This window comes from Streptomyces sp. NPDC052064, assembly GCF_055585925.1.
This window is the reverse complement of sequence record NZ_JBVJJE010000008.1, coordinates 1-21483: the sequence shown is the minus strand read 5'-3', so window position 1 is coordinate 21483 and position 21483 is coordinate 1. Positions and strand designations below refer to the sequence as shown.

Annotated in this window: 16 protein-coding genes; 9 read left to right on the top strand and 7 right to left on the bottom strand. The window is 67.6% G+C overall.

What is annotated here, in order from left to right; all coding sequences use genetic code 11:
- Positions 1–565: 565 nt before the first annotated feature.
- The 4 genes from ACZ6TU_RS22055 to eccCa all read right to left on the bottom strand — a co-directional run bounded on the left by ACZ6TU_RS22055 (position 566) and on the right by eccCa (position 8240).
- Positions 566–1117 carry a hypothetical protein gene (locus ACZ6TU_RS22055; protein WP_467677169.1) on the bottom strand — a complete coding sequence of 184 codons (552 nt, stop codon included), beginning with the start codon at positions 1115–1117 and terminating at the stop codon, positions 566–568.
- 27 nt (positions 1118–1144) lie between these two features.
- The gene (locus tag ACZ6TU_RS22050) at positions 1145–3439 is read right to left on the bottom strand and encodes a hypothetical protein (RefSeq protein ID WP_469550444.1); all 2295 of its coding nucleotides are present in this window, start codon (positions 3437–3439) and stop codon (positions 1145–1147) included.
- On the bottom strand, positions 3439–3954 hold the full coding sequence (locus tag ACZ6TU_RS22045; RefSeq protein WP_467677173.1) for a hypothetical protein: 516 nt from the start codon (positions 3952–3954) through the stop codon (positions 3439–3441). Before ACZ6TU_RS22045 ends, ACZ6TU_RS22050 begins: the two co-directional genes overlap by 1 nt.
- Before the next feature lie 311 nt (positions 3955–4265).
- The gene (eccCa, locus tag ACZ6TU_RS22040) at positions 4266–8240 is read right to left on the bottom strand and encodes a type VII secretion protein EccCa (protein WP_469550891.1); all 3975 of its coding nucleotides are present in this window, start codon (positions 8238–8240) and stop codon (positions 4266–4268) included.
- A gap of 325 nt (positions 8241–8565) precedes the next feature.
- Between eccCa and eccD the strand changes: the two genes are divergently transcribed.
- The gene (gene eccD, locus ACZ6TU_RS22035) at positions 8566–10071 is read left to right on the top strand and encodes a type VII secretion integral membrane protein EccD (protein ID WP_467677215.1); all 1506 of its coding nucleotides are present in this window, start codon (positions 8566–8568) and stop codon (positions 10069–10071) included.
- A 192-nt stretch (positions 10072–10263) separates the two neighbouring features.
- On the opposite strand, the gene ACZ6TU_RS22030 is transcribed toward eccD, so the two are convergent.
- Positions 10264–10557 carry a DUF397 domain-containing protein gene (locus ACZ6TU_RS22030; RefSeq protein WP_184989017.1) on the bottom strand — a complete coding sequence of 98 codons (294 nt, stop codon included), beginning with the start codon at positions 10555–10557 and terminating at the stop codon, positions 10264–10266.
- A gap of 301 nt (positions 10558–10858) precedes the next feature.
- On the opposite strand from ACZ6TU_RS22030, the gene rpsO reads away from it, so the two are divergent.
- From rpsO to ACZ6TU_RS22005, 5 genes are all read left to right on the top strand, one after another.
- Positions 10859–11146, top strand: coding sequence for a 30S ribosomal protein S15 (gene rpsO, locus ACZ6TU_RS22025; protein WP_010042739.1), 288 nt, complete (start codon positions 10859–10861; stop codon positions 11144–11146).
- Positions 11147–11445: 299 nt separating this feature from the next.
- Entirely contained in the window at positions 11446–13662 is a 2217-nt protein-coding gene (locus ACZ6TU_RS22020; protein WP_469550439.1) for a polyribonucleotide nucleotidyltransferase, read from the top strand.
- Complete coding sequence (locus ACZ6TU_RS22015; RefSeq protein ID WP_469550435.1) at positions 13659–15038, top strand: M16 family metallopeptidase; 1380 nt, start codon at positions 13659–13661, stop codon at positions 15036–15038. The genes ACZ6TU_RS22020 and ACZ6TU_RS22015 overlap by 4 nt, the downstream gene beginning before the upstream one ends.
- Positions 15039–15065: 27 nt before the next feature.
- The gene (gene dapB, locus ACZ6TU_RS22010) at positions 15066–15818 is read left to right on the top strand and encodes a 4-hydroxy-tetrahydrodipicolinate reductase (RefSeq protein WP_467677179.1); all 753 of its coding nucleotides are present in this window, start codon (positions 15066–15068) and stop codon (positions 15816–15818) included.
- Between the two features lie 13 nt (positions 15819–15831).
- A complete protein-coding gene (locus ACZ6TU_RS22005) occupies positions 15832–16287 on the top strand; it encodes a tetratricopeptide repeat protein (RefSeq protein ID WP_467677181.1) in 456 nt (151 codons plus the stop codon).
- Between the two features lie 83 nt (positions 16288–16370).
- On the opposite strand, the gene ACZ6TU_RS22000 is transcribed toward ACZ6TU_RS22005, so the two are convergent.
- Together ACZ6TU_RS22000 and ACZ6TU_RS21995 are read right to left on the bottom strand one after the other, a co-directional pair.
- Positions 16371–16925: a hypothetical protein gene (locus ACZ6TU_RS22000; protein ID WP_467677183.1), complete on the bottom strand. Its 555-nt coding sequence runs from the start codon at positions 16923–16925 to the stop codon at positions 16371–16373.
- A 111-nt stretch (positions 16926–17036) separates the two neighbouring features.
- Complete coding sequence (locus ACZ6TU_RS21995) at positions 17037–17276, bottom strand: hypothetical protein (RefSeq protein ID WP_467677185.1); 240 nt, start codon at positions 17274–17276, stop codon at positions 17037–17039.
- Positions 17277–17452: 176 nt separating this feature from the next.
- On the opposite strand from ACZ6TU_RS21995, the gene thyX reads away from it, so the two are divergent.
- The 3 genes from thyX (at position 17453) to ACZ6TU_RS21980 (ending at position 21145) form a co-directional block, all read left to right on the top strand.
- A complete protein-coding gene (gene thyX, locus ACZ6TU_RS21990; RefSeq protein ID WP_467677187.1) occupies positions 17453–18193 on the top strand; it encodes an FAD-dependent thymidylate synthase in 741 nt (246 codons plus the stop codon).
- Between the two features lie 211 nt (positions 18194–18404).
- Positions 18405–19304, top strand: a complete 900-nt coding sequence (gene dapA, locus ACZ6TU_RS21985; RefSeq protein ID WP_467677189.1) for a 4-hydroxy-tetrahydrodipicolinate synthase — start codon at positions 18405–18407, stop codon at positions 19302–19304.
- Between the two features lie 155 nt (positions 19305–19459).
- Positions 19460–21145, top strand: a complete 1686-nt coding sequence (locus ACZ6TU_RS21980) for a ribonuclease J (RefSeq protein WP_469550428.1) — start codon at positions 19460–19462, stop codon at positions 21143–21145.
- Positions 21146–21483: the final 338 nt, after the last annotated feature.

The following is a 21483-nucleotide window of genomic DNA, read 5'->3' as shown; positions in this document are numbered from 1 at the left end:
CAGGCGTGGGCCGGGACGTCGACCTTGTTTTCCGTTGTGCCATCAAGGGCGCAAGTGAGCAGGCCCAAGTGCTTCTCGAAATTAGGGTCAGCGCGCCGAGTCCCCCGAGAGTCTCGGAGGCGTTCCACCAGCAGTTGGCCGTCAAGCTGGCTCGCACGCTGCGGGATGAGCTGGCATGTACCAATGAGCCGAACATCCCCGATGACTTGGGCGTTGGTGGGTAATTCAGTCAGTTCTGCTGATAGACGTCGCGGTCATTTTTCAACGATGGAGCTGGCGTAGCTAAGTGAGTGTGTCGTCGGTGGTCAAGTCAGGCCCTCTGAAGTTCGTCGGCTTCACGTCCTGTGGTGTTGCCGCGTCAACCCCCGCCCTCAAGCGGATGATCCACACGATCCAGAAAGTAGGAGATGCGCTGCGGGGTCGTTTTCTCCACCGTCGCGCTGACACGTCTGAAGTTTTCATACTGCCCGACAAGTCCAAGGAGTACGGCTTCGGTGGGTGATCCGATTCCTCAGGACGTGATCGACCGGTGTTCCTTCAACGGCAGCAATGATTGGCTGCTTCGCTACAAGGCTCCTGCCTTACATTCAGCTGATTTCTCGACTTCGTTGGTGTATGAGATAATGAGGCGTTTCATGGCTTCGGCGTCCCTATGTTTTGAGCCCGATGCCTGCATGATGGTATAGAGTTCTTGCTTGTACTTGGTGTCGACGCAGCCCCGGGTTTTTCCAAATGCCTCGTATTCGGAGTACCGGAACCTTCCTGACTCTGCGGAATGGCTGGCCCTGTTGAGGGACTGCCTGGCCGCAACGAAGGCCGTCGTATTACCCTCTTCTAGCCATACCTGGCTGGTGGTGAAAATCAACTTGCTGTCTACAGTGACCTGACACCCCTTAGCTCCAGAGTAGGATTTATCCTTCACGGTGATCTTCTGTCCTGCGGGAAGGAAGGGAGTAAGAGCGTCGCTGTCTACAGCAGTTCCGCACAGAGTGCTAGGAATCGCATATTCGCGCTTCTGCTCATCGCCGCCGCATCCCGTTATCGCCAAGGTGAGGGTTGTGAATATGGCTGCTGAGATCAGACTGAACTTCCGAAGGGTCGTTCGGTCGGGTTTCATGCTGGGTCCTCTATCAGGCCGAAGTGATCAGAAATCGGTCAAGCTTCCGGGGGCTTGTCCTTCGAGAATTGCTTGTGAATTTAGATAGCCCTGACGTGCGGCCTCGCGTGCAATCATTCCAGCATCGTCGACGTCTAGCGAATCATGTTCTCTCGCTGCGGCTCGCGCTCCATCTTCTGCGATGGTGCCATTTCTTACCTGCCCTTCAGTCCAGAATTGCCCACCGGTCTTCTGGGCATCGCTTAGGGCGTGACCTTCAGCGTCCTTGTAGACCGACTCCAGTACCGTGCTGGTCGCTGTTCCCGCGGCCCCGCCAACCATTGCTCCCACCCAAGGGGTTGCAACGAAAGAGGTTCCTACCCCAACGACGGTGCCAACCCCGCCGGAAATCATGTTCTTACGCTGGGCAACCGAGTGTTCGTATTCCTTGTCCTTGTTTGAGGCTTCAGACCCTATGGCTTCCCGCACACCGAGGTTGAGGGTCCCAGACACTTCACCCGACCGCGATGCGATTTGTTCGATGACGAGCTTGTGATCGTCGGAGACCCGCTGATCTGCCGGCAGGGTCGGGTCCAAGTGGTGGTCCATCAGTTTCCCCATGTACGCCTTCTGGCCGACCTCGACGGCGGCGTACCCCTGTTCGTTCTGACCGACAGCAAAAAGGAGCTTGGTTACGTCTGTGTGCTCCAGCTTGGCCTCGAAGCCGGCAACCGGGTACAGCCTCTCGATGCTCTGCCACTTTTCCGACGTGGAGTCCCTTGGTACGTCACTCATGGCTCGGTTCATGTCCGGCAGATACTCCGAAGTGATCTGACCGACACTGTCGGACATGTAGCCGTACTTGGTCAGGCGCTCGGGGTCTTCTCCGATGGATGAAACCAAGCTCTGCATAAGCTTGCTTTGCTCAGCATTGTGCGATGGCGTATCCACCGTAGGAATCTCTCCCGCCGCATGCCCCGTCGTAGCCGCTTCCAAAGCAGCAGCAAGATAGTTCCGCCCGGCGATGCTGTCCTCACCCTTGTCGTCCGTGTCCTGCGGCCAGTCGCGCTCCTCGAAGAGGTAGTCGAAATTACTCAGAGTCCTTTTCTCCTCCTTCCCATCAGTTTCCTGCGTGAAGTCATGGTCCTCGTCCTTCGTGACGAAGGTGCCGTTGAAGAACTCCGTTGCCGCATCCGGGCTATTGGACAGCCCCTTGAGGTACCCAGTCATCGGGTCCCAGCCCGAGTCGGTACCGGTGCGGTTGAGGAGCGGGTCGCCACCCGTACGGGCCCACGCCCCGTGACGGCCGTTGTCCGTGAACTTCTTCTCCGTCTCGATCAGCTTGTCGCCGTAGTCGGCGAGGAATCTGTCGTCGTAGTTGCCGAACCGCATCAGGTTGGTCATGACCTGCGCCCCGAGGGGGAAACCGCCGTTGCGGCCCACCGGCTTGTCGGCCAGGTCGGTCATTCTGTACTTCCAGTCCGACATGTCGGCGCTGTCGCTCTGCGATGCCGTAGCAAGCGTGAGACTGAGGTTCTTCTGCAGGTCGTCGAACTTGTCCGACCGCTTATGGCCCAGTTCCCAAGCGCTGTTCGGATCGTTGACACCGGTCCAGAAGTTGAGCGTCCCGTTCGGTCCGAGGCTCGTGGCGAAGCGTTCCGCGAACAGTTCGTCGTCCGTGTAGTCCTTCAGCCCCTTGTTGAGCCGGTCGAACTCCGCAGGGGTGAGGTCCTCGGGCTTCTTCTTCGCCAGCCTGGCCAGCTCGTCGGCTTTCTTGATCGCGTCGGCTGCCTCGTCCCGGCTGTTGTAGTTGGCGTCCGAGAAGCCCAGCCTGCTCTGGTCGGCAATGGCTGTGAGGACCATGCTGGCTGACTTGTCGCTCTCCGTGGCCTTGTCGAGGATCTTCTGGAGCTCGTCTCGAAGCGCGGTGATCTCGCCTTTGTTGTCCTTGTCCTCCTGGACGCGGCCTTCCGGCGGGACATCCGTGGTGACGGTGAAGCCGCCTTCGTAACCGATCACCGTCAGCTTCTTCTGACGGCCGCGTTCAATGGCGTCGAGGAGCTGCCCCTTGTATCCCTTCAGCTCGTTCCGGGTGTCCCTGAGGATCTTGTAGATGGAGTCCGCCTGACCGTGTGCGTCCTTGAACTCCTCGGTCGTCTTGCCGATGAACTCCTTGGAGACGTCGGCGTTGACACCCGCCCACTCGGCCTTGTTGGCAGTGCCTCGAAGGCCCTTTTCGGCTTCTTCCTTCAGTGTCTCCAGGTCCTTGACCATCGTCGACCAGTCGTCGACGGCATCGTCGAGCAAACTGAAGTCGGCTTTGCGAAGGGCGTCGAGATCCATTAGTCCTTGCCCTTCTTGTCATCGGGTTCGCCGTAGACCGAGTTCTGCTTGCCAGGAGGGCCGACACGCTCGTCGAAGCCCGCGTCCAGCAGGTCGATGCTGCTCATCTGCCGGCGGATGTAGCCGTCGTCGTCGGCGTGCAAATTCTTGGTGACTCGCATGTGGTTTGAGATGTGTGCGCACGCGTCACGGAGGGAGGACAGCTGCTGGTCCCAGCGGAGCGCCACGTGTTGGAGCGCGCCGCCGAGGGCGAATCCGCCCTTTGTTAGGGTTCCGGCGGCGCTCTCGCTGGTGGGGACCGCTCTGCGCCCCTTGTTCCACAGATCGTCGTACAGGTCGAAGGCGTTCTGGCCGATCTTCGCCAGATCCTTCTGGTGGACCTTCAGATCGCCGTATTGGCTGGGGTCCGGCGCAGGCCGACCGCCGTTGCCGGGATCCAGCTGGTTCAGTTGCATCCGGGTTGAGCCGTCCTGAGCTGCCTGCGACTTCAGCTGCTCCCATTCATCCCACGCCATCGCGTCGGACCCCTTCCCCGTGTCCCCGTAAAGCCGTCCGGTGGACGGTCATTCTGTCGAACGCGTAACGGACCAGGCCCGTGAGCCCCGTTCAAGCGAGTCTCGGACCGCACACACTTTTCCCTCAAGTCACATCTGAGCCGCGATCGCAAACCTCTACGCAACCATCCTCAATCATTGCCACAGCTCAGACGAACGTCACGATGCGCTTGGACCGACACCTCGAGACCATCACAGCGCCCGCTGGTCGGCCGCACCGAGCCCGACGAGCACCAGAGCCAACGGGAGCAGGAAGATCCCTACCCCGACCATCAGAACGTCCCTTCCGGACTCAACCCGATCTGCACCAACGGCTTCCCCCTCCGCCGAGACACGAAGACCCCCCGCCCCGCAGGCATGGGCCGCGGCCGGACCCCACCCAGCAGGTCTCCCTCACCGGGGTCGCCGGCCAGCACCACACCCTGCGCGCCCAGCTCCTTCACCCGCTGCATGAACGCCTCGTAAGACGCCCGCCCCGCACCGGCTGTCGACCGCGCGATGATGAACCGCACCCCCACATCCCGGGCGAACGGCAACAGCTCCGTCAACCCGGCCAGCGGATTCCCGCTCGACGTGGCCACGAGGTCGTAGTCGTCGATGACGACGTACACCGTGGGCCCGCGCCACCAACTCCGGTCCCGCAGCTGCTGGGCCGTGACGTCGGCCGTCGGTGTGCGGCGCTTCATCAGGTCGGCCAGGGCGGTCATGTGGTGGTCCATGGAGTTGGACATGGGGATGTACTCGGCGAGGTGGGACGACGGCGTCACGTCCAGCAGCGAGCGCCGGTTGTCGATGACGAACAGCTTGGCCTCGTCGCCCGAGTACCGCTGCGTCACCTGCTTGATCAGCAGCCGCAGCAGGTTCGACTTGCCCGACTCGCTTTCGCCGAAGACGAGGAAGAACGGGTCCTGCTCGAAGTCGACGAAGACCGGTTCCAGGTTGTCCTCGTCGAGGGCGAAGGCGACGCCGCGGCGCGGGAAGCGTCCGCCCGGGGGCAGCTGCTCGGCCGGGAACTCGCGGGGCAGCAGCCGGACTTCGGGGGCGCCGGGCGCCTGCCAGTGCCGGGAGACCTCGGTCGCGAGGGCCGCCGTGGCGTCCGCCAGGTCCGTGTCGGAGGTCAGACCGTCGATGCGCGGCACCGCCGCCATGAAGTGCAGCTTCTGCGGTGCCTGTCCGCGGCCGGGCACACCCGCCGGGACGTTCGCGGCCACCTTGCGGTCCAGCTCGGAGTCCATTGTGTCGCCGAGCCGCAGCTCCAGGCGGTTCATCAGGTGGTCCTTGAGGTTGGCCCTGACCTCCATCGAGCGTGAGGCCGTCAGGATCAGGTGGACGCCGTAGCCGAGACCACGCGCCGCGATGTCGAGGATCACCTGGTCCATCGCCTCGTAGTCCGCTCGGAAGTTGCCCCAGCCGTCGATGACCAGGAACACGTCACCCCAGGGCTGATCCGTGACCGAGATCTCGCCCCGGGCGCGCCTGGCACGGAAGTCCGCGATCGACGCGATGCCCGCGGAGCGGAAGTACTCCTCGCGGCGGGTCAGCACGCCGTACACCTCAGCCACTGTGCGCCGCACCCGCTCCGGATCCAGGCGCGAGGCGACCCCGCCCACGTGCGGCAGTCCGGCCACCGCCGCCATGCCGCCACCGCCGAAGTCGAGGCCGTAGAACTGCACTTCGTACGGCGTGTGCGTGAGCGCGAACGACGAGATCAGGGTGCGCAGCAGCGTCGACTTGCCGGACTGCGGGCCGCCGATGATCTGCATGTGGCCGGCCGCGCCGGAGAAGTCGACCCAGAGCGGGTCGCGGCGCTGCTCGTACGGCTTGTCCACCAGGCCGGCCGGTACGACCAGGCGGCCGGCTCCCTCGTAGCCCGGCTGGGTGAGGCCGCGGCCCTGCACCGCCGTGAGGCCGGGCAGGAGCCCGTCGAGTGGCGGCGGACTGTCCAGCGGCGGCAGCCACACCTGGTGAGCCGCCGGACCCTGCGCCTCGAGCCGGCGCACGATCACGTCGAGCACGGTGTCGGCGAGCGCGTCGTCGACCTCCGGACCGTCCGAAGCGGAAGGGCGCTGCTGCGGAACAGCCACGTACTGCACCGGCACCTCGGCCGCCGTGAACAGCACCGGCCGCCGGTCCACCGGCAGCGGGCCGCCGCCCGGCGTCGCCCGCTGCGTGCCCGAGCGGTACACGCCGGAGACGTACGCCGCCTTGAAACGCACCATCTCGCCCGTGCCGAACTTCAGAAGGCCGGAGCCCGGGACGTTCGGCAGCTCATAGGCGTCCGGTACGCCGATCGCCGCGCGGGACTCCGCTGCGGAGAAGGTACGCAGCCCGACTCGGTACGACAGGTAGGTCTCCAGACCGCGCAGACGGCCTTCCTCCAGTCGCTGCGACGCCAGCAGGAGGTGCACGCCGAGCGACCGGCCGATGCGGCCGATCTGCACGAACATCTCGATGAAGTCGGGCTTCGCCGTCAGCAGCTCACTGAACTCGTCGATGACCAGCACCAACGACGGAATGGGCTGCAGGGCCGCACCAGCCGCGCGGGCCTTCTCGTAGTCGTGGATGTTGGCGTAGTTGCCCGCGTCGCGCAGCATCTCCTGGCGGCGGTTGAGTTCACCGCGGATGGAGTCACCCATGCGGTCGACCAGGGTGAGGTCGTCCGCGAGGTTGGTGATGACGGCCGCCACGTGCGGCATCCGCGCCATACCGGCGAAGGTCGCGCCACCCTTGAAGTCCGCCAGGACGAAGTTCAGCGTCTCCGACGAATGGGTGACCGCCAGGCCCAGCACCAGAGTGCGCAGCAGCTCCGACTTGCCGGAGCCGGTGGCGCCCACGCACAGGCCGTGCGGACCCATGCCCTCCTGCGCGGCCTCTTTGAGGTCGAGCATCACGGGGCGTCCGTCCTCGCCGACACCGATCGGCACCCGCAGCCGCTCGGCCAGCGAACGCGGCCGCCACGTGCGCTGGGTGTCGATCGACGCCGCGTCCCCGAGGTTCAGCAGGTCGGTGAACTCCAGGTTGGCGAGCAGCGGTTCGTCGTCGTCCCCGCCCGAGGCCATCCGCAGCGGGGCCAGCTGACGGGCGAGGGCCTCGGCGGACTCGTACGAGAGGACGTCCGGAGTTCCTTCGTAGACGACACCGTGTCCCGACTCCAGGTGCAGCGCTTCGGGCTGTACGACGATGGAGAGCTCGCCGCCGCCCGTGGTCAGATCGCCGGGAACCACCTCGAGGACGGTGACGCCCTGGAGCCCTTCAGGGTTGGCCAGGACCGAGTCCGGCGGCAGGGAGAGACCGTCGAGTACGACGACGATGTGGGGCTCCTCCGGCAGGGGCGCCGCGTTCGGGTGGAAGCGCGGGCGGCCGGTCAGCCGGGTGGCGAGCAGGTTCTCCAGCTCGCGGCTGTCGCTGTCGATCAGCCTGCGGCTGCCGGCTCCGTCCACGGCACCGGGCGCCTGGACGTGCGGCAGCCACTTGGCCCACTCCCAGTGGGGCAGGGCCTCGCGGCCCGCCGCCACCACGATGAGCAGATCCTCCGGGGAGTGGAGCGCGGCCAGCGAGCCGGCCATGGCCCGGGCGGAGGACCGTACGGACTGCGGATCGCCGCTGATCGTGACGTGGTAGAACGCACGCAACGAGACCGCCATCGGCAGGTCGTCCAGGGTGCTGTGGACGGCGAGGAAGCGCTGCATCGCACCCGCGGTCAGCGGCTCCAGTTGCGCGACGGGGGCGGTCTCCGGGGCGACGAGGGTCCTGGCGAGGGCCTGCGAGCCGAGGCCGATGCGGACCTGGGCGAAGTCCTCGTCGCCGGGGCGTCGTTCCCACACCCGGCTGCCCTCGGCGACCAGGGCCCACAGCTGTTCGGGGGAGGGGTGGAGGAAGTACTGCGCGTCGCGCTGTGCCTTCGCCGTGTCGACGGCCGTGCGCCGGGTCTGCGCCAGGTAGCTCAGGTAGTCGCGGCGCATGTCCGCCAACTCCCCCTGGGACCCGCGGCGGAAGCGGATCACCATCGCGACGGACATGGCGATCGTCGAGGCGATCATGACCATGCCCATGATCCTCATGAACGGCTGCCCGCTCGTGAAGAAGAAGACCACCGAGCCACCCATGCCCAACGTCGGCAGGAGTTGCATCAGCACGCTCTCCCGGTGTCCCCGCGGCAGTTCGGGCGGAGGCTGCAGGACGATCTCCTGCGTGGACACTTCGGACGGCAGCACCCGAGGCGGGCGCTTCACGACGATGTGGCTCACTGTCATCCATTCCCTCGGCCGGCCCGAGAGTCCGTCCGCCGCCCCGTGTCAGGCGGACGCAGGCCGCCGCGTGATCCTACTGACTTCAGTGGAGGCAAGGGGGGCGATAGGGTGCCGGATGTTCGCGTCGGCACACGCGAGTTGAGCTGGTGCAATGGGGCGTTCCACGCCATCTGGCGAGATGCGGAACCCCGGCGACGGGCACGAAGGCATTGTTCCCACGACCTCGCCGCACGGCCGGTCACAGGGGACGGGGAAAACCGCGTAGGACTGACTTCCATACCGTAGGTACAGAATCATCACTGAGGGGGAGCAGCAGGTGAGCATGACGGCCTCCGCGGCAGCCACTGGAGGAGGATCCGGTACGGGAACTCCTGCCGGTGCGGGCACGGGTCTCGGTTTCTGCCGCGTCACCATCGTCGCGCCCGACAGCCGGATCGACGTGGCGCTGCCCGACGACATCCCGGTCGCCGACATCTATCCGGAGATCCTCACACTCTCCCAGCAAAGTCCCACCGAGGGCGCACCCGTCGGCTACCACCTGGTCCGTCGGGACGGCACCGTCCTCGACAGCGCCCGTTCCTTCGCCGCCCAGCGCATCCTCGACGGCGAACTCCTCGCGCTGCGCCCGTTCTCCGAGTCGCTGCCCCCCGCCGTCTTCGACGACGTCTCCGAAGCGGTCGCCTCCGCCGTGACCAGCGAACGCACCTTGTGGAGCGGCGACTTGACGCGCGCGGCGGGCCTCGTCGGGGGAGGCGTGCTGCCGGTCCTGCTCGCCTTCGTGGCCTGGATGGGCGACCCACTCCACGACATGAACAGCCTGCCCGGCATCCTCGCCGGCGTCGCCGGTGTCCTCCTGGTCGTCCTCGCCTGCGTGCGCGCCCGGGTCTACGACGACCGGGCCTCGGCCATCGCCTTGGGCCTCGGCGCCCTCCCCAACGTCGGAGTGGCGGGCTCGGGTCTCCTGCCGCTCGCCGACGGACAGGGCATCGGCAGGCTCCAGTTCCTCCTCGCCTGCGCGGCGGTGTTGCTGGCCTCGGTCGTGCTCACCCTGTGCTCGCCGAGTGGGGACGGCCCGTTCGTCGGCTTCGTCGTCGCCTCCGCCGTCGGCCTGCTCGCCGTGTTCGCGGCGATCCTCGCCGACTGGACGCCTTCCGAGATCGCCGCCCTGTGCGCCCCGATCGCCGTCGGAGGCCTGGCCTTCCTGCCGGGCCTGTCGATGCGCTTCGCCCGGCTCCCGATCGGCTTCGACACCCCGAACACCGCCCCGCGCAGCGCGTACGACACCGAGCCCACCCCCCAGGAGCCGGTCGACGCCGAGCGGGTCACCGCCAAGGCGCGGCGCGGACACGAACTCCTGGTCGGCCTGGTGGGCGGCTGCGCGCTGATCGCCGTCGGTTCCTCGGCGGTCCTCGGATTCTCCTCGAACGTCTGGGCCCAGCTCCTCGCCCTCGCGACCGGCCTGGCCCTGCTGATGCGCGCCCATCTCTTCCGGTACACCGGCCAGGTGGCCCCCGTCCTGGCCGCCGGTCTCGCCTCTCTCGTCCTGCTCGGCCTCGGGCTGGCGCTCAATCCGCCGCACTCGATCGTCCGCGAGGCCCTCACGGGCGACCGCACCGACCTCGACATCCGGACCATCTGGCTCGTCGCGGCGATCGCCGCGGCGGCCGCGCTCGTCACGGCGATCGGCCTGATCGTCTCGCGCGGCGGCCTCAGCCCGTTCTGGGGACGCTTCCTGGAGATTGCCGAGGGCTTCGTGCTGCTGACCCTGGTGCCGCTGGCCCTGGCCGTGTTCGACGTGTACTCGACGGTCCGCTCGATGACCAGCTGAGCCCCGAGCGGCTTCCTTCGTCCAGCGGGGTAGCGGCGGCCGCAGGTGCCGGGCTGCAGCGGGACCTTTCCCGCTCAGTCGGACACGCCGTCGACCGCCACGATGCAGAGCCGCCTGCCGGTTCGTCGGCTCGATCACCGGGTCATCGGGGAGCGCGCGACGCCCCGGTCAGGCCGCTCCCGTACCGACCCGTCACTCCGGGGCAAGCCCCCCATTGCGGGGCGCCGGCTCCAGATCGAACTCCCCGTCCCGCGCCCCCAGCACGAACGCCCGCCACTCCGCCTCCGTGTAGCGCAGCACCGTGTCCGGGTCGAGCGAGGACCGCATCGCCACGGCCCCCTCGGGCAGGTACGCGATCTCGACCCGCTCCTCGTGCTCCTCGGTGCCCGGCGCGCAGTGCCACTCGACACCGGAGATGTCGAGGGCGTAGAGCTCGTCCCGCTCCCGCTCCTTGCGTGCCTTGATCTCCTCAGCCGTCTCCGCCATGCCGCAGCGACCCCTTCCCGACGTACCAGTTCCCGGAGTGCGGATCCTCGACGTACGAACGATCCGAACCTGCTCACCCTAGTGGCCCCGGCCACCCCGTCCGGCAGGTTCGGGGACCAGCGCAAAGACGCCCCTGACCGCCTGGTACCCTGGTCGACGGCCGTTTGTGTACGCACCCCCGGAGCGAGCTCTCGCCCTGGAGGCCGCGCCCAGCGGATCCCCGCCTTCCGAGTCACGGAAGCTCCCCCGAGAAGCAGACCGGGGGCACTCGGTGGCCAATCACAGACTATGAGGAGTACGCGTGTCGCTCGACGCCGCTACGAAGAAGCAGATCATGTCCGAGTTCGGTACCAAGGAGGGCGACACCGGCTCCCCCGAGGTCCAGGTCGCTCTGCTGTCGCGTCGGATCTCCGACCTGACCGAGCACCTCAAGACCCACAAGCACGACCACCACTCCCGCCGTGGTCTGCTGATCCTGGTCGGCCAGCGCCGCCGGCTGCTGCAGTACCTCGCCAAGAAGGACATCCAGCGCTTCCGTGCGCTGGTCGACCGCCTCGGCATCCGCCGCGGTGCGGCGGGCGCCAAGTAAGACGCCGTGAAGGGAGCGGTTCCCGGCTGGAAAGGGGACCGCTCCCTTTGCTGTACGTGCGGAGTGTCACTACTGCTTTGTAGTGTGGTAGCACAACGCAATACGGACGACACAGCACGACAAGAGGAGGAGCGCGCCTAGCCGCCGCCGGTCCTCGGTAGTGGCCCCCGGGGGGAAGTGAGCCCCGGGTGCTTCGATCGAAGACCGGCCCGCACCGCACGGAGCGCTTCTCCGCCACCGTCTCCCTGCCACACGGGCAGTGTGGGACGAAAGACGACAAAGTAACGGAGAAAACGCTAGTGGAGAACGAGACCCACTACGCCGAGGCTGTCATCGACAACGGCCCCTTCGGCACCCGCACCATCCGCTTCGAGACGGGCCGCCTGGCCAAGCAGGCCGCCGGCTCCGCCGTGGCGTACCTGGACGACGACACCATGGTGCTGTCGGCCACCACCGCCTCCAAGAACCCCAAGGACCAGCTCGACTTCTTCCCGCTCACGGTGGACGTCGAGGAGCGGATGTACGCCGCCGGCAAGATCCCCGGCAGCTTCTTCCGCCGTGAGGGCCGTCCCTCCGAGGACGCCATCCTCACCTGCCGCCTGATCGACCGCCCGCTGCGCCCCTCCTTCAAGAAGGGCCTGCGCAACGAGATCCAGGTCGTCGCCACGATCATGGCGCTCAACCCCGACCACCTGTACGACGTCGTCGCGATCAACGCCGCCTCCGCGTCCACGCAGCTGGCCGGTCTGCCCTTCTCCGGCCCGATCGGCGGCGTCCGCGTCGCGCTGATCCGCGGCCAGTGGGTGGCCTTCCCGACGCACACCGAGCTCGAGGACGCCGTCTTCGACATGGTCGTCGCGGGCCGCGTCCTGGAGGACGGCGACGTCGCGATCATGATGGTCGAGGCCGAGGCCACCGAGAAGACCATCAAGCTGGTCGAGGGCGGCGCCGAGGCGCCGACCGAGGAGGTCGTCGCGGCCGGTCTGGACGCCGCGAAGCCCTTCATCAAGGTGCTCTGCAAGGCCCAGTCGGACCTCGCCTCCAAGGCCGCCAAGCCGACCGGCGAGTTCCCGATCTTCCTGGACTACCAGGACGACGTTCTCGAGGCCCTCACCGCCGCCGTCAAGCCGGAGCTCGCCTCCGCGCTGACCATCGCCGGCAAGCAGGAGCGCGAGTCCGAGCTGGACCGCGTCAAGGCGCTCGCCGCCGAGAAGCTCCTCCCGGAGTTCGAGGGCCGCGAGAAGGAGATCTCCGCCGCGTACCGCTCGCTGACCAAGACCCTGGTCCGTGAGCGCGTCATCAAGGAGAAGAAGCGCATCGACGGCCGCGGTGTCACCGACATCCGCACCCTGGCCGCCGAGGTCGAGGCCATCCCGCGGGTCCACGGCTCCGCCGTGTTCGAGCGTGGCGAGACCCAGATCCTGGGCGTCACCACCCTCAACATGCTCCGCATGGAGCAGCAGCTGGACACCCTCTCCCCGGTGACCCGCAAGCGCTACATGCACAACTACAACTTCCCGCCGTACTCCACCGGCGAGACCGGCCGCGTCGGCTCCCCGAAGCGCCGCGAGATCGGCCACGGCGCCCTCGCCGAGCGCGCCCTCGTGCCGGTCCTGCCGACGCGCGAGGAGTTCCCCTACGCGATCCGCCAGGTCTCCGAGGCGCTGAGCTCCAACGGCTCGACGTCCATGGGCTCGGTCTGCGCCTCCACCATGTCGCTGCTGAACGCCGGTGTGCCGCTGAAGGCCCCGGTCGCCGGTATCGCCATGGGCCTCATCTCCCAGGAGATCGAGGGCGAGACGCACTACGTCACCCTCACCGACATCCTCGGTGCGGAGGACGCCTTCGGCGACATGGACTTCAAGGTCGCCGGCACCAAGGACTTCGTGACCGCCCTCCAGCTCGACACCAAGCTGGACGGCATCCCGGCCTCCGTCCTGGCCGCGGCCCTCAAGCAGGCCCGTGACGCCCGCCTCCACATCCTCGACGTGATGATGGAAGCGATCGACACGCCGGACGAGATGTCCCCGAACGCCCCGCGGATCATCACCGTCAAGATCCCCGTGGACAAGATCGGCGAGGTCATCGGCCCCAAGGGCAAGATGATCAACCAGATCCAGGAGGACACCGGCGCCGACATCACGATCGAGGACGACGGCACGATCTACATCGGCGCGGTCGACGGACCGTCCGCCGAGGCCGCCCGCACCACGATCAACGGCATCGCCAACCCGACCATGCCGGAGGTCGGCGAGCGCTACCTGGGTACGGTCGTGAAGACCACCACCTTCGGCGCGTTCGTGTCGCTGCTCCCGGGCAAGGACGGTCTGCTGCACATCTCGCAGATCCGCAAGCTGGCCGGCGGCAAGCGCGTGGAGAACGTCGAGGACGTCCTCGGCGTGGGCGCCAAGGTCCAGGTCGAGATCGCCGAGATCGACTCCCGCGGCAAGCTCTCCCTGATCCCGGTCATCGAGGGCGAAGAGAACGATGAGACGAAGGACGACACCGACAAGTGACGTCGAGTAGCTCCCAGGCGACGGCCCGCACCTCTTCCGAGGCGCGGGCCGTCGCCCGTACCCAAACCCTGATCAAGGGCGAGAACGGCATCGGCACGGTCCGCAAGACCACCCTCCCCGGCGGCCTGCGCATCGTCACCGAAACCCTGCCCTCGGTCCGCTCCGCGACCTTCGGCATCTGGGCGCACGTCGGCTCCCGCGACGAGACCCCGGCCCTGAACGGCGCCACGCACTACCTGGAGCACCTGCTCTTCAAGGGGACGACCCGCAGGTCCGCCCTGGACATCTCCTCCGCGATCGACGCGGTCGGCGGCGAGATGAACGCGTTCACGGCGAAGGAGTACACGTGCTACTACGCGCGCGTGCTCGACGCCGACCTGCCCCTCGCCATCGACGTCGTCAGCGACATGCTGACCGGCTCGCTCATCCTCGAAGAGGACGTCGACGTCGAGCGCGGCGCCATCCTCGAAGAGATCGCCATGACCGAGGACGACCCGGGCGACTGTGTGCACGACCTGTTCGCGCACACGATGTTCGGCGACAACTCCCTCGGCCGCCCGGTCCTCGGCACGGTCGACACGGTCAACTCCCTCACCGCCGACCGCATCCGCCGCTTCTACAAGAAGCACTACGACCCGACCCACCTCGTGGTCGCGTGCGCCGGCAACATCGACCACTCCAAGGTCGTACGGCAGGTCCGCGCCGCCTTCGAGAAGGCCGGCGCCTTCAAGGATCTCGCCGCCGAGCCCGTCGCCCCGCGCAGCGGTCGACGCGCCCTGCGCACCGCCGGCCGGGTCGAGCTGATCGACCGCAAGACCGAGCAGGCCCATGTCGTGCTCGGCATGCCGGGCCTGTCCCGCACGGACGAGCGCCGCTGGGCTCTCGGCGTGCTGAACACCGCCCTCGGCGGCGGCATGTCGTCCCGGCTCTTCCAGGAGGTCCGCGAGAAGCGCGGCCTGGCCTACAGCGTGTACTCGTACACCTCGGGCTTCGCCGACTGCGGCCTGTTCGGCGTGTACGCGGGGTGCAGGCCGTCGCAGGTACACGACGTGCTGAAGATCTGCCGCGACGAACTCGACCACGTCGCCGAGCACGGCCTCTCGGACGACGAGATAGGGCGCGCGATCGGCCAGCTCCAGGGCTCCACGGTCCTCGGCCTGGAGGACACCGGCGCGCTGATGAACCGTATCGGCAAGAGCGAGCTGTGCTGGGGCGAGCAGATGTCCGTCGACGACATGCTGTCGCGGATAACCTCGGTCACCCCGGACGACGTCCGCTCCGTCGCCCGCGAGATCCTGGGACGGCGGCCCTCCCTGTCGGTCATCGGCCCGCTGAAGGACAAACAGGCGGCCCGCCTGCACGACGCCGTCGCCTGACAACCCCTGGTTAAGGAAGCACAAGAGATGAGCAAGCTGCGCGTGGCGGTCCTCGGCGCCAAGGGCCGGATCGGCTCGGAAGCGGTACGAGCCGTCGAAGCCGCCGACGACATGGAACTGGTTGCCGCGCTGAGCCGCGGTGACCAGCTGGAGACGCTGGCCGAGACCGGCGCCCAGGTCGCGGTCGAACTGACCACGCCCGACTCGGTCATGGCCAACCTCGACTACTGCGTACGCCACGGCATCCACGCGGTCGTCGGCACCACCGGCTGGACCGACGAGCGCATCGCGCGGCTGAAGGGCTGGCTGGAGCAGTCCCCGGAGACCGGCGTGCTCATCGCGCCCAACTTCTCCATCGGGGCCGTCCTGACCATGAAGTTCGCGCAGATCGCCGCCCCGTACTTCGAGTCCGTCGAGGTCGTCGAGCTGCACCACCCGAACAAGGTGGACGCCCCCTCCGGCACCGCCACGCGCACCGCCCAGCTCATCGCCGAGGCCCGCCGCAACGCCGGCTCCGCGCCCGCCCCGGACGCCACGGCCACCGCCCTGGACGGTGCCCGCGGCGCCGACGTCGACGGCGTCCCCGTCCACGCCGTCCGGCTGCGCGGCCTGCTCGCCCACCAGGAGGTCCTGCTCGGCGCCGAGGGCGAGACCCTGACGGTCCGGCACGACTCGCTGCACCACAGCAGCTTCATGCCGGGCATCCTGCTCGGCGCCCGCCGTGTGGGGAGTGTCCCGGGCCTGACCTTCGGCCTGGAACACTTCCTGGACCTGAGCTGAGCCCCTGACCGTCATGCGCGCGAAGCTCACCTACGCCCTCACGGCCGCCGTCCTGGTCGTCTACTTCGTCCTGGTCGGCAGCCGCGGCGTGCTGCTCATCGAGACCGGCACGCCCCTCACCGTCGCCTTCGGTGTCGCGGTACTGATCCTGCCGGTCATCGGCCTGTGGTTCCTGTGGAAGAACACCCAGTTCGTCCGCAGGGCCAACGCCCTCGCCGCCGAACTCGACGCCGAGGGCGGCCTGCCCGTCGACGAACTGAGGCGCATGCCCAGCGGCCGGATCGACCGGGACTCGGCCGACGAGGTCTTCGCCAAGCGCAAGGCCGAGACGGAGGATGCCCCCGACGACTGGCGCACCTGGTTCCGCCTCGCCGTCGCCTACCACGACGCCCGCGACACCCCGCGCGCCCGCAAGGCGATGCAACGCGCGATCGCCCTGCACGACGGCAAGCAGCCCGAGACGGCCTGAACCGCACCCCACTCATGCCGGAGGGGCCGGACCGCGAACGGTCCGGCCCCTCCGGCACGAGAATCAGGGATCACCAAGGGACGTCAGTGCGGTCGGTACTCGTCCGCCCAGGCCTCGACCGAGTCGGCCGCCCGGTCGAAGGCCTCCGCCCGGCCCACGAAGTCCGCGTTGTGCGTGGTCAGCAGCGCCGGCCCACCGCCGGGCGACTGCCCCTGCCGGACGAGCAGCAGCGCCTGTCCCTGCACCGTCCGGGGCAGTCCCAGCCAGCGCACCGGCTGCTGCACCGTGCGCACGGAGGCGACCTGGTCCCAGGACGCCGTACGAGTCGTGAGGAAGCCCACGTGCCGCAGCCCGCGCGCGCTCACCCACACGCCCACGCGGAGCAGCCGCAGCGCCCCGGCGATGACGAGCAGCGCGAGCCCGAAGACCACACCGGCCGAGGCCAGTTCGGCCGTCGCCGCGATGATGACCGCCGCGAACAGCACGAACGAGGCGAGCAGCAGCGCCAGCGCCGACGCCCCAACCCGCCAAGGCCCGGGCCGGTACGGCCGCCGCCAGCGGTCACGGTCGTCGTACGGCAGCGGAACGTCGTCCGCCGCCTCGAAAACGCGGTCGGCCGTCAGGAAGGGCAGGGGCACGGCTGGTCCTCACTCGATCCATGCGTGGGCTGTGCCCGGTGAGGCTACCGATCTGTGTCCCCGGTCACCACTGGCGGGGGCTGGATGGAGTCACCGCCGGCCTGTGGCGGCTCAGTTCTTCTGCGACGCCTGGGATTGCTGGGGCTGCGAGCCAGAGTGGTCGTCCGACAACGCGGGCGTCCCGACGACCAGGGAACCCACGAGCCCCGCCACGATGCTCAGACCCAGCAGCCAGCGCCCGGCCATCTGGCCGACGGACAGCCGCTCACGCGGTGGGGGAGTGACATTACTGCGGAACCTGTCGGCCTCGGCAACGAAGGCAAACGGTACGGGTTCACGCCGACCGAACATCAGGGGTGCGTCTCCCTTCAAGGGGTGGAACAAATCTGTCATCTGTAGAGACGAACGAACTCCCTCAGAGGTGCCCTGTTTCACCAACTTCATTGCGGCACGCCACCGATCGCGCGGTTTTCCTCGGGCCGTAGAGTGGCGTCGCCACACGACGAGATGGGAAGGCCCTGCCAACCGTGACCGACATCCCCGCCGACGACCCCAAGCCCAGCTACCGCAGCGATGTGACCGTCGAGCTGGTCAAGCACACCGCGTCCGACGCGGACGTCCTGTTCGCCGCCCGTGTCTCGACGCTCGGCGAGCAGTCCCTGGACGAGCTGAAGAAGGACCCCGAGCGCTCCAAGGGCCTGATCAACTACCTGATGCGGGACCGGCACGGCAGCCCCTTCGAGCACAACTCGATGACCTTCCTCATCAGCGCCCCGATCTTCGTCTTCCGCGAGTTCATGCGGCACCGCGTCGGCTGGTCGTACAACGAGGAGAGCGGCCGCTACCGCGAGCTCCAGCCGGTCTTCTACGTCCCCGACGAGTCCCGCAAGCTCGTCCAGGAGGGCCGCCCCGGCAAGTACGTCTTCGTGGAGGGCACCCAGGCCCAGCAGGAACTGGTCGGCCGTGTCATGGAGGACTCCTACCGGCAGGCCTACGAGGCCTACCAGGAGATGCTGGCCGCCGGCGTCGCCCGCGAGGTCGCCCGCGCGGTCCTCCCCGTCGGCCTGTACTCCTCGATGTACGCCACCTGCAACGCCCGGTCGCTGATGCACTTCCTGGGCCTGCGCACCCAGCACGAGCTGGCCAAGGTCCCGTCCTTCCCGCAACGCGAGATCGAGATGGTCGGCGAGAAGATGGAGGCCGAGTGGGCCCGCCTCATGCCGCTCACCTACGCCGCCTTCAACGCGAACGGACGCGTGGCGCCGTAACGCGCCCCCGTTCCCCGATCCGGTACAGATGTGCGGTTCAGCCGCGCGAAGTGTCCGTATTGCGGCATTTCGAGAAGTTCATCTAGCCTGATCAAACGGGTCCGGCACTGCTTGAACCCCCGAGCAGGCAGTGCCGGGCTCCACCTTTGTCACGACTTGTCGCCTCCCCCTAGGGCAGACCCGGTCCTGAGCAACGAGTAGCGTGTAACCCATGGCTCCGACCTCGACTCCGCAGACCCCCTTCGGGCGGGTCCTCACCGCCATGGTCACGCCCTTCAAGGCGGACGGCGCACTCGACCTCGACGGCGCGCAGCGGCTCGCCACCCACCTGGTGGACGCAGGCAACGACGGCCTGGTCATCAACGGCACCACGGGCGAGTCGCCGACCACCAGCGATGCGGAGAAAGCGGATCTCGTACGGGCGGTCCTCGAGGCCGTCGGCGACCGCGCCCATGTCGTGGCCGGAGTCGGCACCAACAACACCCACCACAGCATGGAACTCGCCCGCGCGGCGGAGCGCACCGGCGCACACGGCCTGCTCGTCGTGACCCCGTACTACAACAAGCCCCCACAAGAGGGCCTCTACCGGCACTTCACGGCCGTCGCCGACGCCACCGAGCTGCCGGTCATGCTTTACGACATCCCCGGCCGCAGCGGCGTCCCGATCAACACGGAGACGCTCGTCCGCCTCGCCGAGCACCCCCGGATCGTCGCCAACAAGGACGCCAAGGGCGACCTCGGCCGGGCGAGCTGGGCCATCGCCCGCTCCGGCCTCGCCTGGTACTCCGGCGACGACATGCTGAACCTGCCCCTGCTCTCCGTGGGCGCCGTCGGCTTCGTCTCGGTCGTCGGCCACGTGGTCACCCCCGAGCTGCGCGCCCTGGTCGAGGCCTACACCTCGGGCGACGTCCAGAAGGCCACCGAGATCCACCAGAAGCTGCTCTCGGTCTACACGGGCATGTTCCGCACCCAGGGCGTGATGACGACCAAGGCGGCGCTCGCCCTGAAGGGCCTGCCCGCCGGGCCTCTGCGCGCCCCCATGGTCGAGTGCGCGCCCGAGGAGATCGAGCAACTAAAGATCGATCTTGCCGCCGGCGGGGTACAGCTCTGACACCAGACTTCGCGCGAACCCCCGCGCACCTGCTTCACAACTGAATAAGCGGGCCACCGGTGCCCGCACCACTCCATACGACAACTGCTTCTGCACGAACGTCATGCGCGCCACGTGCCCCACCGGTACGTGGCGCGCGTGGTGAGGAGAGTCTTTTGAGTCATCCGCATCCCGAACTCAGCTCGCCCCCGCCGCTCCCCGAAGGCGGCCTGCGGGTCACCCCGCTCGGCGGCCTCGGCGAGATCGGCCGCAACATGACGGTCTTCGAGTACGACGGCCGTCTGCTGATCGTCGACTGCGGAGTGCTCTTCCCCGAGGAGGAGCAGCCCGGAATCGACCTGATCCTGCCGGACTTCTCGTCCATCAGGGACCGCCTCGACGACATCGAGGGCATCGTCCTCACGCACGGCCACGAGGACCACATCGGCGGCGTCCCCTACCTCCTGCGCGAGAAGCCGGACATCCCGCTGATCGGCTCCAAGCTGACCCTCGCCCTCATCGAGGCCAAGCTCCAGGAGCACCGCATCCGCCCGTACACCCTCGAGGTGGTGGAAGGGCACCGCGAGCGCATCGGCCCCTTCGACTGCGAGTTCGTCGCGGTCAACCACTCCATCCCGGACGCGCTGGCCGTCGCCATTCGCACCCCCGCGGGCATGGTGGTCCACACCGGCGACTTCAAGATGGACCAGCTCCCGCTGGACAGCCGCCTCACGGACCTCCACGCATTCGCACGCCTGAGCGAGGAGGGCATCGACCTCCTGCTCTCGGACTCGACGAACGCCGAGGTCCCGGGATTCGTCCCGCCCGAGCGGGAGATCTCCAACGTCCTGCGCCAGGTCTTCGCCGGCGCTCGCAAGCGCATCATCGTCGCGAGCTTCGCCAGCCACGTCCACCGCATCCAGCAGATCCTGGACGCGGCGCACGAGTACGGCCGCCGTGTCGCCTTCGTCGGGCGCTCCATGGTCCGCAACATGGGCATCGCGCGGGACCTGGGCTACCTGAAGGTCCCCCCGGGCCTGGTCGTGGACGTCAAGACGCTCGACGACCTCCCGGACAGCGAGGTGGTCCTCGTCTGCACGGGCTCCCAGGGCGAACCCATGGCGGCGCTCTCGAGGATGGCCAACCGGGACCATCAGATCCGCATCGTCCAGGGTGACACGGTGATCCTGGCGTCGTCCCTGATCCCCGGCAACGAGAACGCGGTGTACCGCGTCATCAACGGCCTGACCCGCTGGGGCGCCAACGTGGTCCACAAGGGCAACGCCAAGGTCCACGTCTCCGGCCACGCGTCCGCGGGCGAGCTGCTGTACTTCTACAACATCTGCCGCCCGAAGAACCTGATGCCAGTGCACGGCGAATGGCGCCACCTGCGCGCCAACGCCGAGCTGGGCGCCCTGACAGGCGTCCCGCACGACCGCATCGTCATCGCCGAGGACGGCGTCGCCGTCGACCTCGTCGAGGGCAAGGCCAAGATCTCCGGCAAGGTCCAGGCGGGCTACGTCTACGTCGACGGTCTCTCCGTCGGAGACGTGGGAGAGCCGGCCCTCAAGGACCGCAAGATCCTCGGTGACGAGGGCATCATCTCGGTCTTCGTGGTCATGGACTCGTCCACCGGGAAGATCACCGGCGGTCCGCACATCCAGGCCCGCGGCTCCGGCATCGAGGACTCCGCCTTCGGCGACGTGATCCCCAGGATCACGGAGGTACTCGAACGCTCCGCCCAGGACGGAGTGGTTGAACCCCACCAGCTCCAGCAGCTCATTCGCCGCACGCTGGGCAAGTGGGTCTCGGACAACTACCGGCGCCGGCCGATGATCCTGCCTGTGGTCGTGGAGGTCTGACGGCCCGTCGGGCCTGAGCAGGCGCCAACTGGGAGCGGGGCTCCTCGATTTGCATCGAGGAGCCCCGCTCCAGTAGGTTTACAACTCCTTCCGAAGGGGCACCCGGCCGACTCAGGCACGGGGACCATGCCCGGCCGAGGAAGGGAAATCCGACTCAGAAACCTCTGGTAAAGTCGGATGCGCCGGAAAGGGAAACGCGGAAGCGGGAACCTGGAAAGCACCGAGGAAATCGGATCGAGAAAAGATCTGATAGAGTCGGAAACGCAAGACCGAAGGGAAGCGCCCGGAGGAAAGCCCGAGAGGGTGAGTACAAAGGAAGCGACCGTTCCTTGAGAACT

Bases quoted from the DNA above. Each gene is read 5' to 3' on its own strand.
- ACZ6TU_RS22055 (WP_467677169.1), bottom strand. From the start codon at position 1,117: ATGAAACCCGACCGAACGACCCTTCGGAAGTTCAGTCTGATCTCAGCA.
- eccD (WP_467677215.1), top strand. From the start codon at position 8,566: ATGACGGCCTCCGCGGCAGCCACTGGAGGAGGATCCGGTACGGGAACT.
- dapA (WP_467677189.1), top strand. From the start codon at position 18,405: ATGGCTCCGACCTCGACTCCGCAGACCCCCTTCGGGCGGGTCCTCACC.
- ACZ6TU_RS22030 (WP_184989017.1), bottom strand. From the start codon at position 10,557: ATGGCGGAGACGGCTGAGGAGATCAAGGCACGCAAGGAGCGGGAGCGG.
- dapB (WP_467677179.1), top strand. From the start codon at position 15,066: ATGAGCAAGCTGCGCGTGGCGGTCCTCGGCGCCAAGGGCCGGATCGGC.
- ACZ6TU_RS22050 (WP_469550444.1), bottom strand. From the start codon at position 3,439: ATGGATCTCGACGCCCTTCGCAAAGCCGACTTCAGTTTGCTCGACGAT.
- ACZ6TU_RS22005 (WP_467677181.1), top strand. From the start codon at position 15,832: ATGCGCGCGAAGCTCACCTACGCCCTCACGGCCGCCGTCCTGGTCGTC.
- ACZ6TU_RS22045 (WP_467677173.1), bottom strand. From the start codon at position 3,954: ATGGCGTGGGATGAATGGGAGCAGCTGAAGTCGCAGGCAGCTCAGGAC.
- ACZ6TU_RS21995 (WP_467677185.1), bottom strand. From the start codon at position 17,276: ATGTTCGGTCGGCGTGAACCCGTACCGTTTGCCTTCGTTGCCGAGGCC.